This is a genomic window from Citrobacter sp. Cpo040 (assembly GCF_030332915.1).
Taxonomy (GTDB): Bacteria; Pseudomonadota; Gammaproteobacteria; order Enterobacterales; family Enterobacteriaceae; genus Citrobacter; species Citrobacter portucalensis.
In genome coordinates this window covers 306587-325012 of sequence record NZ_JAOWGX010000034.1, presented here as the reverse complement: position 1 = coordinate 325012, position 18426 = coordinate 306587, and the positions used below count along the sequence as shown (strand labels likewise).

17 protein-coding genes, 1 other RNA gene and 1 pseudogene are annotated in these 18426 nt (G+C 47.7%); 9 read left to right on the top strand and 10 right to left on the bottom strand.

All coding sequences use genetic code 11. The annotated features are described in order from the left end of the window. Nucleotides 1–6 precede the first annotated feature (6 nt). Both sufA and OGX86_RS06345 read right to left on the bottom strand, forming a co-directional pair. Nucleotides 7–375, bottom strand: coding sequence for a Fe-S cluster assembly scaffold SufA (sufA, locus tag OGX86_RS06350; protein ID WP_003832645.1), 369 nt, complete (start codon nucleotides 373–375; stop codon nucleotides 7–9). A 488-nt stretch (nucleotides 376–863) separates the two neighbouring features. After that, nucleotides 864–1739, bottom strand: coding sequence for a LysR family transcriptional regulator (locus OGX86_RS06345; RefSeq protein WP_239606402.1), 876 nt, complete (start codon nucleotides 1737–1739; stop codon nucleotides 864–866). A 121-nt stretch (nucleotides 1740–1860) separates the two neighbouring features. Between OGX86_RS06345 and OGX86_RS06340 the strand changes: the two genes are divergently transcribed. Continuing rightward, on the top strand, nucleotides 1861–2712 hold the full coding sequence (locus OGX86_RS06340) for a Vmh family MBL fold metallo-hydrolase (protein ID WP_286639586.1): 852 nt from the start codon (nucleotides 1861–1863) through the stop codon (nucleotides 2710–2712). 67 nt (nucleotides 2713–2779) lie between these two features. Here OGX86_RS06340 and OGX86_RS06335 read toward each other — a convergent pair whose 3' ends face one another. The 3 genes from OGX86_RS06335 to ydiJ all read right to left on the bottom strand — a co-directional run bounded on the left by OGX86_RS06335 (nucleotide 2780) and on the right by ydiJ (nucleotide 6509). After that, complete coding sequence (locus OGX86_RS06335; protein ID WP_003030540.1) at nucleotides 2780–2968, bottom strand: YdiH family protein; 189 nt, start codon at nucleotides 2966–2968, stop codon at nucleotides 2780–2782. Nucleotides 2969–3045: 77 nt separating this feature from the next. Continuing rightward, entirely contained in the window at nucleotides 3046–3456 is a 411-nt protein-coding gene (menI, locus tag OGX86_RS06330) for a 1,4-dihydroxy-2-naphthoyl-CoA hydrolase (protein ID WP_008784603.1), read from the bottom strand. Further along, nucleotides 3453–6509 (bottom strand): D-2-hydroxyglutarate dehydrogenase YdiJ, encoded by a 3057-nt coding sequence (ydiJ, locus tag OGX86_RS06325; protein ID WP_286639584.1) that lies wholly within the window; start codon nucleotides 6507–6509, stop codon nucleotides 3453–3455. The genes menI and ydiJ overlap by 4 nt, the downstream gene beginning before the upstream one ends. Nucleotides 6510–6722: 213 nt before the next feature. Here ydiJ and ydiK point away from each other — a divergent pair, with 213 nt between their 5' ends. The 3 genes and pseudogenes from ydiK (at nucleotide 6723) to OGX86_RS06310 (ending at nucleotide 9510) form a co-directional block, all read left to right on the top strand. Further along, nucleotides 6723–7832 (top strand): AI-2E family transporter YdiK, encoded by a 1110-nt coding sequence (gene ydiK / locus OGX86_RS06320; RefSeq protein WP_003832632.1) that lies wholly within the window; start codon nucleotides 6723–6725, stop codon nucleotides 7830–7832. A gap of 183 nt (nucleotides 7833–8015) precedes the next feature. Beyond that, nucleotides 8016–8123, top strand: an RNA gene (gene rprA / locus OGX86_RS06315) — antisense sRNA RprA. A gap of 285 nt (nucleotides 8124–8408) precedes the next feature. Next, nucleotides 8409–9510 (top strand): annotated as a pseudogene (locus tag OGX86_RS06310) (IS3 family transposase). A gap of 46 nt (nucleotides 9511–9556) precedes the next feature. Here OGX86_RS06310 and OGX86_RS06305 read toward each other — a convergent pair. From OGX86_RS06305 to OGX86_RS06285, 5 genes are all read right to left on the bottom strand, one after another. Beyond that, a complete protein-coding gene (locus OGX86_RS06305) occupies nucleotides 9557–9949 on the bottom strand; it encodes a hypothetical protein (protein WP_032943190.1) in 393 nt (130 codons plus the stop codon). A 144-nt stretch (nucleotides 9950–10093) separates the two neighbouring features. Continuing rightward, nucleotides 10094–10498: a hypothetical protein gene (locus OGX86_RS06300; RefSeq protein ID WP_286639583.1), complete on the bottom strand. Its 405-nt coding sequence runs from the start codon at nucleotides 10496–10498 to the stop codon at nucleotides 10094–10096. Nucleotides 10499–10810: 312 nt separating this feature from the next. Continuing rightward, nucleotides 10811–11224 carry a hypothetical protein gene (locus tag OGX86_RS06295; RefSeq protein ID WP_032943187.1) on the bottom strand — a complete coding sequence of 138 codons (414 nt, stop codon included), beginning with the start codon at nucleotides 11222–11224 and terminating at the stop codon, nucleotides 10811–10813. Nucleotides 11225–11230: 6 nt separating this feature from the next. Further along, nucleotides 11231–11560, bottom strand: a complete 330-nt coding sequence (locus tag OGX86_RS06290) for a hypothetical protein (protein ID WP_032943185.1) — start codon at nucleotides 11558–11560, stop codon at nucleotides 11231–11233. A gap of 45 nt (nucleotides 11561–11605) precedes the next feature. Further along, complete coding sequence (locus OGX86_RS06285; RefSeq protein WP_032943183.1) at nucleotides 11606–12220, bottom strand: hypothetical protein; 615 nt, start codon at nucleotides 12218–12220, stop codon at nucleotides 11606–11608. A 1380-nt stretch (nucleotides 12221–13600) separates the two neighbouring features. Here OGX86_RS06285 and OGX86_RS06280 point away from each other — a divergent pair. The 5 genes from OGX86_RS06280 (at nucleotide 13601) to aroD (ending at nucleotide 18385) form a co-directional block, all read left to right on the top strand. Beyond that, a complete protein-coding gene (locus tag OGX86_RS06280) occupies nucleotides 13601–13957 on the top strand; it encodes a YdiL family protein (RefSeq protein ID WP_128316675.1) in 357 nt (118 codons plus the stop codon). Nucleotides 13958–14005: 48 nt separating this feature from the next. Then, complete coding sequence (locus OGX86_RS06275; protein ID WP_168978328.1) at nucleotides 14006–15226, top strand: MFS transporter; 1221 nt, start codon at nucleotides 14006–14008, stop codon at nucleotides 15224–15226. A 240-nt stretch (nucleotides 15227–15466) separates the two neighbouring features. Continuing rightward, a complete protein-coding gene (locus tag OGX86_RS06270; protein ID WP_032943180.1) occupies nucleotides 15467–16702 on the top strand; it encodes an MFS transporter in 1236 nt (411 codons plus the stop codon). 21 nt (nucleotides 16703–16723) lie between these two features. Next, complete coding sequence (gene ydiB, locus OGX86_RS06265) at nucleotides 16724–17590, top strand: quinate/shikimate dehydrogenase (RefSeq protein ID WP_286639579.1); 867 nt, start codon at nucleotides 16724–16726, stop codon at nucleotides 17588–17590. Nucleotides 17591–17626: 36 nt separating this feature from the next. Then, nucleotides 17627–18385: a type I 3-dehydroquinate dehydratase gene (aroD, locus tag OGX86_RS06260; RefSeq protein ID WP_048214316.1), complete on the top strand. Its 759-nt coding sequence runs from the start codon at nucleotides 17627–17629 to the stop codon at nucleotides 18383–18385. Nucleotides 18386–18426: the final 41 nt, after the last annotated feature.

Genomic DNA, 18426 nt, shown 5'->3' with positions numbered 1-18426 from the left:
TACCGCCTATACCCCAAAACTTTCGCCACAGCCGCATTCGTTCTGGGCTTTCGGGTTATGAAATTTAAATAACTGGTTTAATCCTTCGCGAACGAAATCGACTTCTGTACCGTCAATGAACGGCATCGCCTGCAACGGCACATAAAGTCTGGCGCCCTCCGTTTCAAACAGCAGATCGTCTTTTTCGGGTTGGCGGACGGTATCCAGCACGTAACCGAATCCCGCGCACCCTGTTTGCTTCACACCTAAACGCACACCCAACATGTCAGGTTGCTTTGCCACCAGTTCACGGATATGCGCCGCAGCCGCTGGCGTTAACGTCAGCCCACGCCAGGCAAAATCGTCCGGGTTAAATGTTCCTGAATGCAATTCCATAGAGTTACCTCGAGTCACTAGCTTTTAAGCTATAACACCATGTTAGTGATAATGATTATCACTTCAACCCCTCAACAGCAGGGGCATTCGGGTTAATCGCCCTTTCTGACTACTTTTACTAAGCATAGACCCTGCAGCGAGGGTTTACAGGGATGGATTATTATGTTCAATGCATTGATTAACAATGGATTATGAAAATCCAATCGTGCAGTCAGGTCAAATGACAAAAGATGTATAGAAAATGTCTATTTAAGGGATAGGTGGGGATGAAGGTAGGGAAAAACAATTCAAATAATAAACAAACAACAAAAAACCCTTAAGTCTGCTTGCTGGCAGGCTTAAGGGTTCCGGCCCCATCCGGCGCTTATCTCCGGCACTCATATTGGCTTAGCTCTTGAAGGGGCGATAAGAAGAATCTCATACACCGATTAGTTTTTTTTAACACTAATTGCGGTTTGACTATTTTATAAACGCGTTCAATCACATATTTAACGCTGTGCCTCACTGAGCGTGTCCAGCAGCAGGCGTAGCCCTGCGGGTTGATGTTCACGTGAAAGGTATAAACCATAAATCGGCAGGCATTTAGGTTGAAGTTCTGGCAGTAATCGAATTAGCTTTCCCTGCTCCAGCCCTTCCCGCGCCTCCAGCTCTGGCACCAACGCGATCCCCATTCCTGACACCGCCGACTCGCAGAGCAGCGAAGAGATCCCTGCACTCAAATTCCCTTTGATTGCAACGGAGACAGACTGCCCCTGAGGATCCAAAAAGTGCCAGGATTGTCCGGCAAAACCGCTGTAGTACAGGCAATTGTGCCGTGTGAGATCGTCGATTGTCTCAGGTGTGCCATGTTGATGCAGATAATCTGCAGACGCGCAAAGCACCGATTTACAGTCGCCCAACCGACGGGCAATAGTCCCTGGCTCTGGATTATCTGTTATGCGGATCGCCACATCGATGCGTTCCCCCACAAGGCTTACCGGTTGATTATTGATCTCCACCTCAATACGTAATTGCGGATATTGCGCCATAAACGTCGGCAGAACCGGAGCAAGAATATGCATCGCGGTAAAATGGGCGCAGGCTACACGTAGCGTGCCGGAGGGAATTTGCGCGGCACTGGCGGCACCAATATCCAGCGAAAGTTGCGCCAGAGAACGTGTTTTCACTAATGCCTCTTCACCCGCTGGCGTGATCGTCAAACGACGCGATGAGCGATGGATAAGCCTTGCGCCTGCCCATTTTTCCATCTCGTCGAGATAACGACTGACCATCGGACGGGAAAGCCCCAACGCACGCGCGGCTGCGCTCAGGCTACCCAAATCACAGATATGGTTGAATACCGTTGCCGCCATCACTCTGTCCATTGTTCCCATCCGATCGTTTTATGAAACTCAGCATGTCCTAATGAGGGAATTCTAACAGATCCGAATATCCTTAAAATACGGGAACTATCAAAAGACAATTTCCTGCACAAGGTTACCTGGTATGAAAGTTAAAACTCTGGCCCTGCTGTTACCTCTGTTTGCGTCTTCAGCTTTCGCCGCGCCGCTACAGCTGGACGTCTATAATCCACAGGATAAGGCTATTTTCCCGGTTTCTTCGACGCTGGTGTCTGGCCTAAAAGAGGCGATTTTGTTTGACGCCCAGTTCAGTACCAAAGATGGCGAACAACTGGTGCAAATCATTCGAGCCAGCGGTAAAACGCTGAAGGCTATTGTGATCACCTCCGGCGATCCGGATTTCTATTTTGGTTTGCAGCCCATCGTTGAGGCCTTCCCACAGGTAAAAGTCCTGGCAACGCCGCAGGTGGTAGACCATATCCGCGCCACCAAAGAGGCCAAGCTGCAGTTCTGGGGCCCGCAAATGAAGGACGGCGCACCAACATCGCTCACCGTTCCGCAGGCGACTACGCAAACGCAGTTCACGGTTGATGACGAAACGCTGGAACTGCGTCACGCCAACGATTATGCAGCGTATATCTGGATCCCGGCGAATCGAGCCATTATTGGCGGCACAGGCGTGGCTTCAGGTATTCACGTCTGGACGGCGGACACACAGTCTGAACAACAACGTAGTGCATGGCGTAGCGTACTGAGCGAAATGCAGAGCTTACAGCCCACTCAGGTGGTACCGGGTCATTACATTGGCGACCGCCCAACCGGTGATAAAGCTATTCGCTTCACCCAGGACTATTTGCAGTCGTTTGAGCAGGCGCTAGAGGCGAAAAAAGGATCGGATTATGTGATTAAAACAATGACGGCAGCATGGCCAGGCCTTGCAGACGTAAGCTCGCTGGAACTAAGTGCAAAAGTTAACAGCGGCGAGATGAAGTGGTAATAAAGATTTAAGGCAAAAAATAACCCCGAACGCGTGTCGGGGTTTCGTTACGATAAGCATACCGGAATCAATGAACGCCCATGCGCCAGGCAAAATAGATCTCTTCTTTCAGTTCAGTGGAAGAGAGCGCCAACAGATCTGCAAACTCCAGCTCAAGCTGTTTCAGCCTTTTCAGGTACTGAGCCGGTGAAAGATCGGTTTTATCACGACGTAAAAATTCTATTGCCAGTTGGGCAGGGTCTAATTGGGTAGACATATCATCCTCGCTTGTGTTCAAAACCTGCACAGTATAACACCATTCCCTGTGCAGATAATGACCAAAAGCAATATGCATCACAAAATTGCGGTCGTCAGACGCGACGTGCAGCACAATCGCCCCTGCTCATCGAAGATTTCTATTTGCCACACCTGGTGACGAGAACCTGTATGTAACGCGCGACATACGCCCCTGACGAGCCCTTCCCGTGCAGAACGGATATGGTTGGCGTTGATCTCCAGGCCCACCACTTTCTGCTCACCCTGAGTACACAAGTACCCAGCTACCGAACCAATGCTTTCCGCCAGCACCACGGATGCACCGCCGTGCAACAAACCAAAGGGTTGTTTGGTGCGATGGTCCACCGGCATCGTAGCTTCCAGCGTATCGTCGCCAATGTGCACAAAACGAATATCGAGCAACCCAACCATATTTCCTTCACCCATGGCATTAAGCGCCTCGAGTGTGACTTCACGTTTCCAGATCATCCTATAATCTCCAGCAGTGCCTGTAATGGGTGGCGAACGCCCGTACCTTCAACGCGTTTAACCTGGCTGCGACAGGAGTACCCTGTAGCCAGACAACGGTTACGTGGCAATCGTTGCATTGCCTGGTGCCATGATAACTCATAGATCCCCAATGAGTTTTGGTGATTCTTCACTTCGTGACCGTAAGTGCCAGCCATACCACAGCACCCCACGCTGACGTTCTCCAGCTTTGCGCCAAAGCGAGCAAAAATAGCCGCCCATTGTGCAGGCGCGCCCGGTAAAGCCGTCACTTCGGTACAGTGGCCAAAGAAGTACCACGGTTCACCGCCAACAGCGACTGACTGCTGTGTTTCCACAGCTTTTGATAACCATTCGTTGGCCAGCAGCACATGGAAATCACCCCGCTGTTCTCCCAGCACCAGCTTATATTCATCGCGATAACAAAGCACCAGCGCCGGATCAACACCCACCATCGGAATATTCAGCTTCGCTACCCGGTTAAGAAACTCGGATGTCTTTTTCGCCGTTTTGGCAAAACGGTTTAAAAAGCCTTTAATGTGCTGCGCCTTGCCGTTTGGCGAAAACGGCAGCAGTACCGGCTGCATACCCAGTTTTTCTACCAGACGTATAAAATCAGCCACCACCTGCGCATCGTAATAGCTGGTGAACGGATCCTGTACCACCAGCACCGTGCGGGCTTTTTGCTCGAGGCTGAGTAATTCGAGCTGTTCCAGCGTCATATTGGCAGAACGATGCCCCACCAGTTGGCGTTGCAGCGACGGCGCAGACAACAGCGGTAAATCAACCATTCCAATGTGCTTTTTAGCCAGATTTCGCACCAGCGGCTGATTGATGAAGAAGTTAAACGTTTTAGGCGCCCGCGCCATTAGCGGTGCATAGCTCTCAACGGTCGCCACCATATGATCGCGCAACGGGCGCAGATAACGCGTGTGGTACAGTTGCAGGAAGCGTGAGCGGAACTCCGGCACATCAATTTTAATCGGACACTGTGTGGAACAGGCTTTACACGCCAGGCAACCTGACATCGCCTCTTTTACTTCGTGCGAGAAATCGTATTCGCCCTTGCGTGCATGCCAGCTGTTGCGGGTACGGGTAATCAGCGTGCGTAAACTGGCGCGTTTCTCCGGTAGCTCTTTTTCCAGTTGCATAGGATCGATCCCGCGATCGGCCAACAGACGCAGCCACTCACGTACCAGCGTAGCTCGCCCTTTCGGAGAATGGATACGGTTAAGACTGATTTTCATCGACGGACACATGGGGCTTTTCGCATCGAAGTTAAAGCATAACCCGTTGCCATTACACTCCATTGCCCCACGCCACTCCTGGCGTACGGCCAGCGGGATTTGACGGTCATACGTTCCGCGTTTCACCGCGTCCACTTTCATCATCGGCGCATCAACGTCTTCCGGTGGACAGATTTTGCCGGGGTTGAGCCGGTTTTGCGGATCAAACACCGATTTCACTTTGCGCAGTTCACGATACAGTTCATCACCGAAAAACGCCGGACTGTATTCCGCACGAAAACCTTTCCCGTGCTCCCCCCACAACAAACCGCCATATTTTGCCGTCAGCGCGACGACATCATCGGAAATGCGTTTCATCAGCACTTCCTGCTGCGGGTCGCACATATCCAAAGCCGGCCTGACGTGCAGCACGCCAGCATCCACGTGGCCGAACATGCCGTAACTCAGACCATGGCTGTCGAGCAGCGCGCGAAACTCGGCAATATAGTCAGCCAGATGCTCCGGAGGAACGCAGGTATCCTCGGCGAACGGAATTGGCTTCGCAGAACCTTTTGCATTGCCCAGCAGACCGACAGCCTTTTTGCGCATGGCGTAAATTCGTTCGACGCCCGCCAGTTCAGTACATAGCTGCCAGCCAATAACGCCCGCTTCCTGACGAGCGATTAACCCATCCAGGCGTTCGCAGAGTGCGCTGACCTGCGAATTAATCAAGGTTTCATCGTCACCGGCAAACTCGACAATATTCAGGCCCAGCATCTCTTTATCCGCTACATCGGTAATCAGTTCGCTTACCGAGTGCCAGACGATGTCTTCACGCGCCAGATTGAGTACTTTGGAGTCGACGGTTTCTACCGACAATGCGCGCGCTTCCACCATCACCGGCGCGTTACGCAACGCCGAATCAAACGAATCGTACTTAACGTTAACCAACTGTCTGACTTTGGGCAGTGGCGTGATATCAAGGCGGGCTTCGGTGATAAACGCCAGCGTACCTTCAGAGCCGGTAAGAATGCGGGTTAAATCAAATTCGGTCATCTCATCGTTAAAGACGTGCCGCAGATCGTAACCCGTCAGGAAGCGATTAAGTTTCGGGAATTTATCCATGATCAGCTGTCGGTTATCGCGACAACGCTCATAAACGGTCTTATAGATACGGCCAATCGTGGTATTGCTGTTACCCAACGTTTGGGCAAGTTCGACCGGCATTGGCTGAGTATCAAGAATATCGCCGCCCATCAGCACCGCGCGGATACCCAGCACGTGATCGGAGGTTTTACCGTAAACCAACGAACCTTGTCCGGATGCGTCGGTGTTGATCATCCCGCCGAGCGTTGCCCGGTTACTGGTGGATAATTCCGGGGCAAAGAAATAGCCATATGGCTTCAGAAACTGGTTAAGCTGGTCTTTTATCACCCCGGCTTCTACCCGCACCCAACCTTCTTGCGGGTTGATTTCAATAATGCGGCTCATATAGCGGGACATATCAACAATAATGCCCTGGTTCAGCGCCTGACCGTTAGTCCCGGTGCCGCCGCCGCGCGGGGTAAAAATCAACGAAGAGAATAGCGGTTCTGCCGCCAGACGGGCGATTAGCGCCACATCTGCGGTTGAACGAGGGAAAACGACAGCATCAGGAAGCAGCTGATAAATACTGTTATCCGTCGACATTGTCAGACGATCGGCATAGCTCGTTGCCGTATCACCCGTGAATCCTTGCTGCTCCAGCGCCTGCAAAAAATTGAGCACCAGTTGAACGACACCTGGCGCCTGAGAAATTTGTGGAATCATTATAGTGACCCTTTCCTGCGGTCTGTGTTGTGAATTTAATCGTTTGCGTGTTGCTTTGTTTGTTGTATCACATTTTTTTCTAATACGCTCAGCAGATTTACAGGCAGAATCCGCCTGTTCAAAACCGCTGAAATTGCTCATCATTATAGAGTGTGATTAACGTGTTCACGTCGCGTCAACGTTCTGGCGCAAAGACAAAGGTGAAAAGTATTTATGGTAAATTTCCGTCAGCCCAGGGATATTGCACAAGTGCTGCTATCGGTGCTGTTTTTAGCCATCCTGATTGTGGCCTGTCTCTGGATTGTGCAACCCTTTATCCTCGGTTTTGCCTGGGCAGGCACGATTGTCATTGCGACCTGGCCTATCCTGCTACGCTTACAAAAATTGCTCTGGGGACGTCGTTCACTTGCCGTACTGGTGATGACACTGTTGTTAGTGCTGTTGTTCATCATCCCTATCGCGCTGCTGGTTAACAGTATCGTCGATGGCAGCGGGCCGCTGATCCATGCCGTAACCGCAGGTGATATGACGCTACCGGATCTGGCATGGTTGAACAGCATTCCACTGGTGGGTGCCAAGATGTATGGCGCATGGCACAGTTTACTGGATATGGGCGGTTCGGCCATTATGGCCAAAGTTCGTCCTTATATCGGTACCACCACCACCTGGTTTGTCGGTCAGGCCGCGCATATCGGCCGCTTTATGATGCACTGTGGTCTGATGCTGCTGTTCAGTGCCCTATTGTACTGGCGCGGTGAACAGGTCGCATTAGGTATTCGTCACTTCGCCTGCCGTCTTGCCTCTAAACGTGGCGATGCTGCCATTCTGCTGGCTGCGCAAGCCATTCGCGCCGTCGCATTGGGCGTTGTGGTCACCGCTCTGGTGCAGGCAGTGCTCGGGGGTATTGGTCTGGCGGTAACCGGCGTGCCTTACGCCACGCTGCTGGCGGTATTGATGATACTGTCTTGTCTGGTGCAACTGGGGCCGTTGCCAGTGCTGATTCCGGCCATTATCTGGCTATACTGGACGGGGGATTCCACCTGGGGCACAGTGCTGCTGGTGTGGAGCGGCGTGGTCGGAACACTGGATAACGTAATTCGACCAATGCTGATTCGTATGGGGGCTGATTTGCCACTGATCCTGATTCTCTCCGGGGTCATCGGCGGACTGATTGCCTTCGGCATGATTGGTCTGTTTATCGGTCCAGTAGTGCTGGCCGTTTCCTGGCGTCTGTTCTCCGCCTGGGTAAACGAAGCCCCTGCGCCAGGTACCAATCCGGATGAAATCCTCGAAGAAATTGCTGAAATCGAACGCAATAAGTAATCCAACATCAGGCGGCAGCGCCGCCTGATTGTTTAACAATACTAATCAATCCTCCCTCTTGCGGGATTAGACCCAACCTCGCCCTTCTTTAAATAATCATTTGTGTCGCAAATTCTTTACAGTTTTTAAACTATTGAGATGAATCTGATCGACGTAAAAAATCACTATGCCTACTATTAGCTCATGGCTTTAGATCAACACATTGATTTATAAGCATGGAAATCCCCTGAGTGAAACAACGAATTGCTGTGTGTAGTCTTTGCCCATCTCCCACGATGGGCTTTTTTTTGTCCTGATTTTGGCACCAGAACCAGCAATGGCGGCGTTTAAGGGATGTAGCACGTTGAGGGTATGCGATTACCTGTGTGCCGTTTGTGTACCATTTGTGTGCTACCAGCGTAAATCAGGTGAGTGTTACAGTAATTTTCCAAAGCACTCACATGTTCATTTTTTAACCAAAAACAAAACTAACTTTAATCATAAATCACTTCACGGGGTGATCTTCTCCCTGAAAACAGTACCAGGCTAAACTGAAGTCTTCGGTCTTTCTTCCATCTCACTGAGAGGCGCATTGCCATGAAAAAGACCCGTTATACCGAAGAACAGATTGCGTTTGCACTGAAACAGGCCGAAACCGGCACCCGCGTCGGGGAAGTCTGCAGAAAGATGGGTATTTCTGAGGCCACTTTTTTATAACTGGAAGAAAAAATTTGCCGGTCTGGGCGTGACCGAGCTGCGGCGTCTGCGGCAGTTGGAGGATGAAAATCAGCGGCTGAAGAAACTGGTGGCTGATCTGAGTCTGGACAAGGAGATGCTGCAGGAGGTACTGAAGCAAAAGTTCTGAGGCCGGCTCAGAAGCGCCAGGCGGTACATTTCCTGCGAGAGGCATACCGTATCAGCGTCCGTCGGGGATGCGGATTGCTGATGCAGAGCAGAACTGTCTACCACTGGCAGAGTCGGCGTGACGATCGGACAATAACGCTGCGCATCAAGGAAATTGCGGAAACACGAATACGCTACGGTTGTCCGCGCATTCACGTTCTGCTGCAACGAGAAGGTTGGCTAATTAACTATAAGAAAACACACCGGATTTATTGTCTGGAAGGCCTGAATTTGCGCAGGAAACATCCCCGCAGGCATAATCAGTGTGGCACACCGTCAGCAGCGTCCGTCCCTGACGTACATCGATCAGTGCTGGAGTATGGATTTCGTGTCGGATAGTCTGTTTAATGGACGGCGCTTCCGGGCGCTGACTGTAGTGGATAATTTTAGTCGGGAATGCCTGGCGATCCATGCCGGAAAATCATTGAAGGGTGAAGATGTGGTCCGGGTAATGGAAGCACTGCGGGTGCTGGATAATCGTCTGCCGGTACGTATTCAAACAGATAACGGTAGCGAGTTTATCTCGAAAAGTCTGGATAAATGGGCGTATGAACACGGTGTGACGATGGACTTCTCCCGCCCCGGAAAACCGACAGATAACCCGTTTATTGAATCGTTTAACGGAAGCCTGCGGGATGAATGCCTGAATATTCACTGGTTCCTGTCGCTGGAAGATGCGCAGGATAAACTCGAGAAGTGGCGCAGAGAATATAATCATGAGAGGACACATTCATCATTAAATGACATGACTCCGGCTGAATTTATCCGGAGCCTGCAAAAAGACGAAGATCTCTGATTTAGCACTGCATTGATTTTGGGCCAGGGTCAGCCGTTCATGTTAATCAACGTTTAGTAGCTTTCAATTGTTCTAACCAAAAGTTAGCCTTATATGCTACATCCATATAAACCCCCTGTCTCTTAGCTTCAGGATAGTGCTTGCTCCACTTATCAGAGATAGTAGCATCTAACCCTAATGATTGTGCTGTCTCCCTGCATTCCTCTAATAGAATCATTGCATCCTTTTCAGCACCTATGAATTTAGGCGTCATAGACTGACTTTTTAATACAGGTTCAGGTGGTAAAGCAGCTAGCCTTTCCTCTTCAAATAGGAGAGATAGTAACCGGCGTTCTTTTGCTAGCTCGTGTTCTATTACCTTTATCCTGTCTCTACATCTTTCTATTCTTTGTTCAACGGGTAAACGCCGTGGCTGATATTTTATTTCAGGGTTAAACATTTAATAGTTCCCATTATCATAAGAACACCAACCCCCTCTATGGTGGCTACCGTAACCGCCGTGGGGGTGTTCACCTTTAGGACAAGCAAAAGCTGAACCTGACAGACATACTAATAACACTGCTAATAGAATTTTCAATTTAAATTACTCTGGTGAAATAGTTGATATGTTGCATTGAACTACTACTTGCGTTACGCCATTTGAAGTAGCCTGAATAACACCTTTATCTACCGCATTATCCGGCTCGTTATAGAGAAATTCATAAACAAGAGCATAAGATGCATTATTTGCATTATTCATCATTATTACTTCTTGAAGATGTTTAACACCATCCAATTCAGTTACAGAAGAAGAAATATCAAATCCTTCTTTATGGGCTATTGCCTTATTGTTATGAATTATCACTATCTTCTCTTGTTCATTAGCTATATTCTCAGAGTAGATAGCGGAATAGCCATTATCACAATCTGCTTTAGTTATATATGTCAGGTCAGCAGCATTAGCACCAAAAGCAGACAACAGTAAAACACCTAATATCAACTTCTTCACATTGCCCCCCATCAGGTAGTCACTAGCAGCGTTTTAATCACAATCACTAGCTAGCAGAGGGTGAACAGCTTCACAGGCTCTACGGGCATCTTCTATTTGTTCCCGTTCCCCTGCTTTACGTTCCTCATTCGCTGTAGCGGCTTGTGCGGCTTCCTGCTGCATCTTCTCTCGTCCCTCTGGTGTTAAGTGTTAAGTTGGCGTGTGCCTGTTCGCTTGCCACGAGGCTCTGTACTTGCTCTGGTGTAGCTGCTGCTATTCCACTGGTGCAGCCTGAGAGCAGAGCACAGGCGATAGCCGCTATTAATACCTTTTTCATTTGCTCACCTGTTCACAGTCCATCTGATATAAAGTGCTATTAGCTGAATTACTGATATCAGTGCTCTGCACCATTGCAGTTATATTACCACCCTTATCAAAAGTCAGATTGTAATCTAGCGAAACAGAATCAACCATTTTTTCATATTGCAAATACACATTCTGTCTATCAGGTGAATTTATTAAATCATCACGAGCGTTAGCCCAATCTAAAGAAAGATGCACCCCGTTATTATCCAGAGCATGAGCACCACTATCATAGATGGTTAATACTCGCTTCTGAGTTATATCAGATTCTTTTTTAGCGCCTTTAGTCCAGCAGACATAGACACCTGTAAAATCTTTTTTATTCTCTGAGTGACAGCCAGCCAATATAGAGCAAGCCATAACAGCTAATAAAATCTTTTTCATTATTAATCACTTTTCTCTAACAGATTGCATCAATAACTTTTCATGTCTCTTTAAAACATATAAAGTTTGGTTGTAGTTCTTTAATGCCTTTCCAGCCATCACATATGAACCTTCAGCTTGCCTGAGGTCAAATAACAAATCTTTATATATCTTATTAAGGCTTTTAATGTTCTTTTGGTTAGCGCCTCTGATAGCTTGCTTAACAGCCCTCAACTTTGCATAGTAAGCAAAGTAATACACTTTCTTAGCCATTGTCACAATATAAGCATCATCCCTCTTCATCTGGATGAGGTTAATAGATTCCTTACTGTAGTATTGAATTTTAGCACTAGGCATACAATCACCTTAAAAGAAAGCCTCTATCAAAGAGGCTCTATATTATTATCGTACTGGTTCAAGTTCTTTTGCTACAGCATGATGGTTATGAATAGCAACGAACAAACCACCTAATGGCATTAACACCCACCAAGGGGCGTAATCTCGGACGTTAGCATCATGTGATTCCATATCGTTATGTTTAGTCACAGCCACATTATCTAACGTCAGCATGTTTTCAAAGTGTGATAGACACTTATTATCTACAGTGCCTACTAAGTCTGCTGATACTACTTTATTACTTGTGTTATCAATGGCTGCTGAGTATGCACAAACGTGAGTTGTAACATCACCTGTACTATCACCTACAGTGTAACTACTACCAATAGCAGCGGAATCAACCTCACCACCATAGTTATATTGAGACTCACCATAAGCACCACCAATAGAGTTACTCTGAGAGTGGCCTACAGATGAGCTACCTTGATTACTGTCCCACTGATAGGTGGTGATATGTTCATCTACTTTCATTGTTCTGCTAGGGATACCAAGCTTTGCTACCAACTCTGCTTTAGTCATATTGGAACCATTAACAGTAGAGTGGTCATACTTACTAGGAATGTCATTAACACAACCAGCTAGTAAACCCGCAATAATAGCCGTGAGTAAAAAACGCTTCATTCTGAATGCCTTTATTATCTATATAACACAAACACCACTACAAAATAGTGATGGAAAATAGGCCAAATCTAAAGCCTATGAAATGGGCTGCAATTAAACTCCTAATGTATATTCGTGTAAACCAACAGGCACAGATTCAGCACAAATACATTAAGAATTTATTAAGTTACTAATCCCTTCACACCTTCTAATCAGAGTCCATTTCTTAATTCACCGTATACAATTACACGGAAGTTATAACGGATATAACATGTGTGAAATATGTTTATTAATGTTTCTTTTTACTAGGTAGTTATTACCACTTACGCGATAGAGAAGCAGCCTGTAGACGTGTGTTAGCTCTGCTAACTAGCTGAAAGATAACAGGCAAGGTATACGGTAGATATGTGGGCATCGCGTAGTTATTTACAGACAAATCACACACTTATAGCCTTATTTCTTCCTTTGACAGGCACTGAAAAGAGAAAAGATGGTGTTACAGACTAAGCCAATCCTTATAAACCATCCATTAATTGCAGCCGGGAAAGCCCTATAAATTCCCTCATAGTCTTATAAATCTCCTTATTACTCTTACAAGCCTCCCTATAAGTTCTAAGCCCCCTCGTAGCTTCAGGCCGCCTGTAAGGCCAACACGGAAACAATAGAACAGAAAGAATACAAAGCTGATGGTGGTAGCACACAGCAAGCACACAAGATGAGCCCAAGACCTTGATACATAAGGGATATAGCAATTCTACCAGAATTATCATGTAGCACAGGCAATGGTGAGGCCTGAACAGGCTTAACATACAACAGTAATACAATCTCAAGACGGAGAGAAGGCTAACACATTGATATGTATAGGTGATTGTAGATTACCATAAACTACACATCCGAACCGACAAGCCCTGTTCTTGCTATGATTTTCTGTAAGAGATTCTAAGGAGTGTAAAAACAAAGGGTGGAATTGGGTGGGTTATTGATAGACACGCTTAGGGTGCAGTTGAAGGAAGCGGATTGTTAGCATTGCACAACGTGCTATTGCCTTCGCAGGCTCTGTCGTTTGAAAGGCAATCTCTATCGTGTTTTTGCCGTGCCGCTGACGCCACAAGTATCCTTTCTTTACGGAGTGCTGCAAGTGTGCAATTTTTGTGTTCATAGCTAAGCCTCATGATCTCTAGATTTTCACTGTAAGCCTCGTTATCTCTGGTTACCCATCTCCCACGATGGGCTTTTTTTGTCCTTCACACAGCCAATCCTCCAGCCTTTCCGGGCAACACACCTCCTCTTCCTTCGGCGTACAACAAATAATATTGCACAAAATACTGTGACTCTCTTCAAGCAGAAATATCCACAGCAATGTTATTACTATTCCACCGTCTTTTATGAAGTGACCAAATAATGAACGCATTAGAACTACAGGCGATCCGCCATATTTTTGCTATGACGGTGGAAGAAAGCGCCAGGTATATCGCGCGCGATAACAATGTTGCCGCCTGGCAGCAATGGGAAAAGGGTGAAAGAGAAATTCCAGAAGACATCATCCGCATTTGTTCAGAAATGAAAGCAAGGAGGAAGTTAAGAATTAATGCAATTATCGACAAAATAAATAATCGTATCGGTAATAACACCATGCGTTTTTTCCCCGATCTGAACGCTTTTCAGGCGGTTTATCACCACGATAGTTTTCTCGACTGGAAAATCTATCAGTCGGCTGCCGTTGAACTCTATGCTCACGATCTCGAGCGTATGTGTTAAGAGATTGCAACGCCATACCTATTTAGCCTCTTCGCTGAGTAACACATTATGAAAAACACCTATTTCTCCACTGCGATAGGGCTGTACCTAAATTACCTGGTGCACGGCATGGGGGTCATTCTGATGAGCCTCAATATGTCTTCGCTGGAACAACAGTGGCAAACCAATGCTGCGGGCGTCTCGATTGTTATTTCCTCACTCGGTATCGGCCGCTTAAGCGTTTTATTAGTGGCAGGGATGCTTTCCGATCGCTACGGTCGCAGACCATTCATTATCCTTGGTATGACCTGCTACCTGATTTTCTTTATTGGCATCATCAATACTCACAGTATTTTTCTTGCCTATGCTTTTGGTTTTTTAGCAGGAATGGCAAACAGTTTTCTCGATGCCGGAACCTATCCCAGCCTGATGGAGGCATTCCCCCGTTCCCCCAGCACAGCCAATATTTTGATAAAAGCCTTCGTCTCCAGCGGTCAGTTCCTGCTGCCGATGATCATCAGCCTGCTGGTGTGGAGCGAACTTTGGTTTGGCTGGTCCTTCCTGCTGGCGGCTGCCGTTATGATACTCAACGGCGTGTTTTTGTTTCGCTGTCGGTTTCCGCCACACCCCGGGCCTCATACCGTCATCCGGGCACAACCTGCTGAACGAGAAACCGCACAACCTGAACATCGTTGCTCCCTGCTCGACCTTGCCAGTTACACCCTATACGGCTACATCGCAATGGCAACATTTTACCTGGTAAGCCAGTGGCTGGCGCAATACGGACAGTTTGTCGCAGGAATGTCCTATACATTATCTATCAAACTGTTAAGCATTTATACCTGCGGCTCTCTACTGTGCGTGCTGATCACCGCCCCGCTGGCGCGAAAAGCAGAACGCGCGACATCGATGCTGATGCTGTATACGTTTATCTCATTTGCCGCACTGTTGATGGTTTGTCTGCATCCGACACCCTACGTGGTCATTATCTTTGCGTTTGTCATCGGTTTTTCTTCCGCTGGGGGCGTTGTGCAAATCGGTTTAACGCTCATGGCCGCACGCTTTCCGCATGCGAAGGGCAAAGCGACCGGGATTTACTACAGCGCGGGCAGCATTGCGACCTTCACCATTCCATTGATAACAGCAAAACTCTCAGAAACCAGTATTGCTCACATCATGTGGTTTGATACTGGTATAGCCGCTGTTGGGTTCCTGTTGGCGTTGTTTATTGGTTATCGCAGCCACATCGCGTCAAAGCATCAGCTAAAAATGGTACAAGCCGTAGAATAGCGTGGATGCAATATTGTTCCCCCCTTCTGCAAAATAATTGGCATATGTTTTAAAACATCAACAAAACACCGGCTGGCAGAGTTCAATTTCACAGTGTGTTATGCAATATACCTGGTAACTTAAACGCCATGCTATGTAGGCTCTGTGGCTGCTGCCCGGTATATTAATTACAAGGTCGCCGCAATTTAAACAATATCGACGAGCACAGAACAATTTTAAAATCCGCAAGGAGTTGTGAAAATGTCTCAAAGCAAGACCTTTAATACGCCATTTCTTTTGGCGATAACCTGTATTTATTTAAGTTATTTCCTACACGGCATTAGCGTCATTACACTGGCGCAAAATATGACCTCTCTTGCAGAAAAGTTTTCCACCGACAATGCAGGAATTGCCTATTTAATTTCAGGCATTGGTCTGGGGCGACTAGTGAGCATCTTATTCTTTGGCGTGCTCTCAGATAAATTTGGTCGTCGGGCTATCATTCTGTTAGGGGCTATTCTTTATATACTGTTCTTCTTCGGTATTCCCGCCAGCCCTAATCTGATGATTGCCTTTATTCTGGCCGTTTGCGTTGGCGTGGCAAACTCGGCACTGGATACCGGTGGGTACCCGGCGTTAATGGAATGCTTCCCTAAAGCCTCTGGCTCAGCCGTTATCCTGGTGAAAGCTATGGTCTCGTTTGGGCAGATGATCTACCCCATCGTCGTCAGCACCATGCTGCTCAACCATATCTGGTACGGTTATGCGGTCATTATCCCGGGAGCGTTGTTTGTAGTCATTACCCTGATGCTGCTAAAAAGTCGTTTCCCCAGCCAGATGGTGGATGCCGGCATCGCGAAAGATCTGCCACAGATGAACAGTAAACCATTGGTCTGGCTGGAAGGTGTGGCATCCGTCATGTTTGGTGTTGCTGCCTTTTCGACTTTTTACGTCATCGTGGTCTGGATGCCGAAATATGCGATGGCCTTTGCCGGTATGGCAGAATCCGACGCATTAAAAACAATCTCTTACTACAGTATGGGTTCGTTGGTCTGCGTATTTATCTTTGCCGCACTGTTGAAAAAATGGGTACGACCTATTTGGGCAAACGTATTTAACGCCGGACTGGCAACCATCACCGCAGCCGTCATTTATTTATACCCATCTCCGCTGGTATGTAACGCAGGTTCATTTCTCATTGGATTCTCTGCCGCTGGCGGTATTTTACAGCTCGGTGTCTCGGTGATGTCAGAGTTCTTTCCCAAGAGCAAAGCCAAAGTCACCAGTATTTATATGATGATGGGTGGCGTAGCCAACTTTATTATCCCATTAATCACCGGATACCTCTCTAACATTGGTCTGCAATACATTATTTTGCTGGACCTTGCATTTGCTCTGTTGGCTTTTGTCACCGCCATCATCGTCTTTATTCGTTACTACCGCGTATTTGATATCCCCAAAAATGATGTGCGGTTGGGCGAGCGTTATTTTCAATAAATTGTTTAGAAGGAGTATTAAATGGACGTAACTGCAAAATATGAACTGATTGGTTTGATGGCCTACCCTATCAGACACAGTCTGTCGCCTGAAATGCAAAATAAGGCATTAGAAAAAGCGGGATTGTCATTCACTTACATGGCATTTGAAGTTGATAACTCAACGTTTGCTAATGCCATTGCCGGGCTGAAGGCCTTAAAGATGCGGGGTACCGGGGTCTCAATGCCCAACAAGCAGCTGGCATGTGAGTATGTTGATGAATTAACGCCTGCAGCCAAGCTGGTCGGCGCAATTAACACTATCGTCAATGATGATGGTTACCTGCGTGGTTACAATACCGATGGCACAGGCCATATTCGTGCAATTAAGGAAAGTGGTTTCGATATCAAAGGTAAAACCATGGTACTGTTGGGCGCAGGCGGTGCGTCGACGGCCATTGGTGCACAGGCAGCGATTGAAGGCATCAAAGAAATTAAACTCTTTAACCGCCAGGATGAGTTTTTTGCCAAAGCGCAGGAGTTTGCCAAACGCGTCAATGAAAACACCGACTGCGTGGTCACCGTTATCGATCTCGCCGATCGCCAGGCTTTTGCTGACGCACTTGCCAGCGCAGATATTTTGACCAACGGCACTAAAGTCGGCATGAAGCCGCTGGAAAATGAATCTCTCGTGACCGACGCTTCCCTGCTGCGTCCGGAACTGCTGGTAACCGAATGCGTCTACAACCCGCATATGACCAAATTATTGCAGCAGGCACAAAGTGCTGGTTGCAAAACAATTGATGGTTACGGCATGTTGTTGTGGCAAGGGGCTGAACAGTTCAAGCTCTGGACCGGGAAAGATTTCCCACTGGAGTATGTGAAACAGGTTATGGGTTTTGCCGCCTGACAGGCAAGCATTTGTACAATAGTTAAAGGGTAATCAATGAAAACCGTAACCGTAAAAAACCTCGTTATTGGCGAGGGTGCGCCGAAGATCATTGTCTCGCTGATGGGTAAAGACATCGCAACGGTAAAAAGCGAAGCACTGGCCTATCGCAAAGCGGATTTCGACATTCTGGAATGGCGCGTAGACCATTTCACCGATGTCTCTTCCATTGAGGCTGTGTTGGAAGCTGCGCGCACCATCCGCGATGTGATGGCTGACAAACCACTGCTTTTCACCTTCCGTAGCGCCAAAGAAGGCGGTGAACAGGCTCTGTCTGTCGAGCACTATATTGCACTTAACCGCGCGGCGGTAGACAGCGGTCTGGTGGATATGATCGATCTGGAACTGTTTACCGGTGACGAACTGGTCAAAGCGACCGTCGAGCATGCGCACGCGAAAAATGTCTTTGTGATTATGTCTAATCACGATTTTCATAAGACACCAGCCGCGGAAGAGATTGTCCAGCGCCTGCGTAAAATGCAGGAGCTGGGCGCAGATATCCCGAAGATTGCCTTGATGCCGCAAAATAAAACGGATGTTCTGACGCTGCTTAGTGCCACGCTGGAAATGCAAGAACGCTATGCCGATCGCCCGATAATCACCATGTCGATGGCTAAAACAGGGGTGATTTCACGTTTGTCTGGTGAGGTTTTCGGTTCAGCGGCAACCTTTGGGGCAGTAAAAAAAGCCTCCGCACCAGGACAAATTTCGGTCACCGACCTGCGTACTGTTTTGACAATATTGCATCAGGCTTAATTACAGATATATCCATATAAATATCAGTAATGCCCTACCCC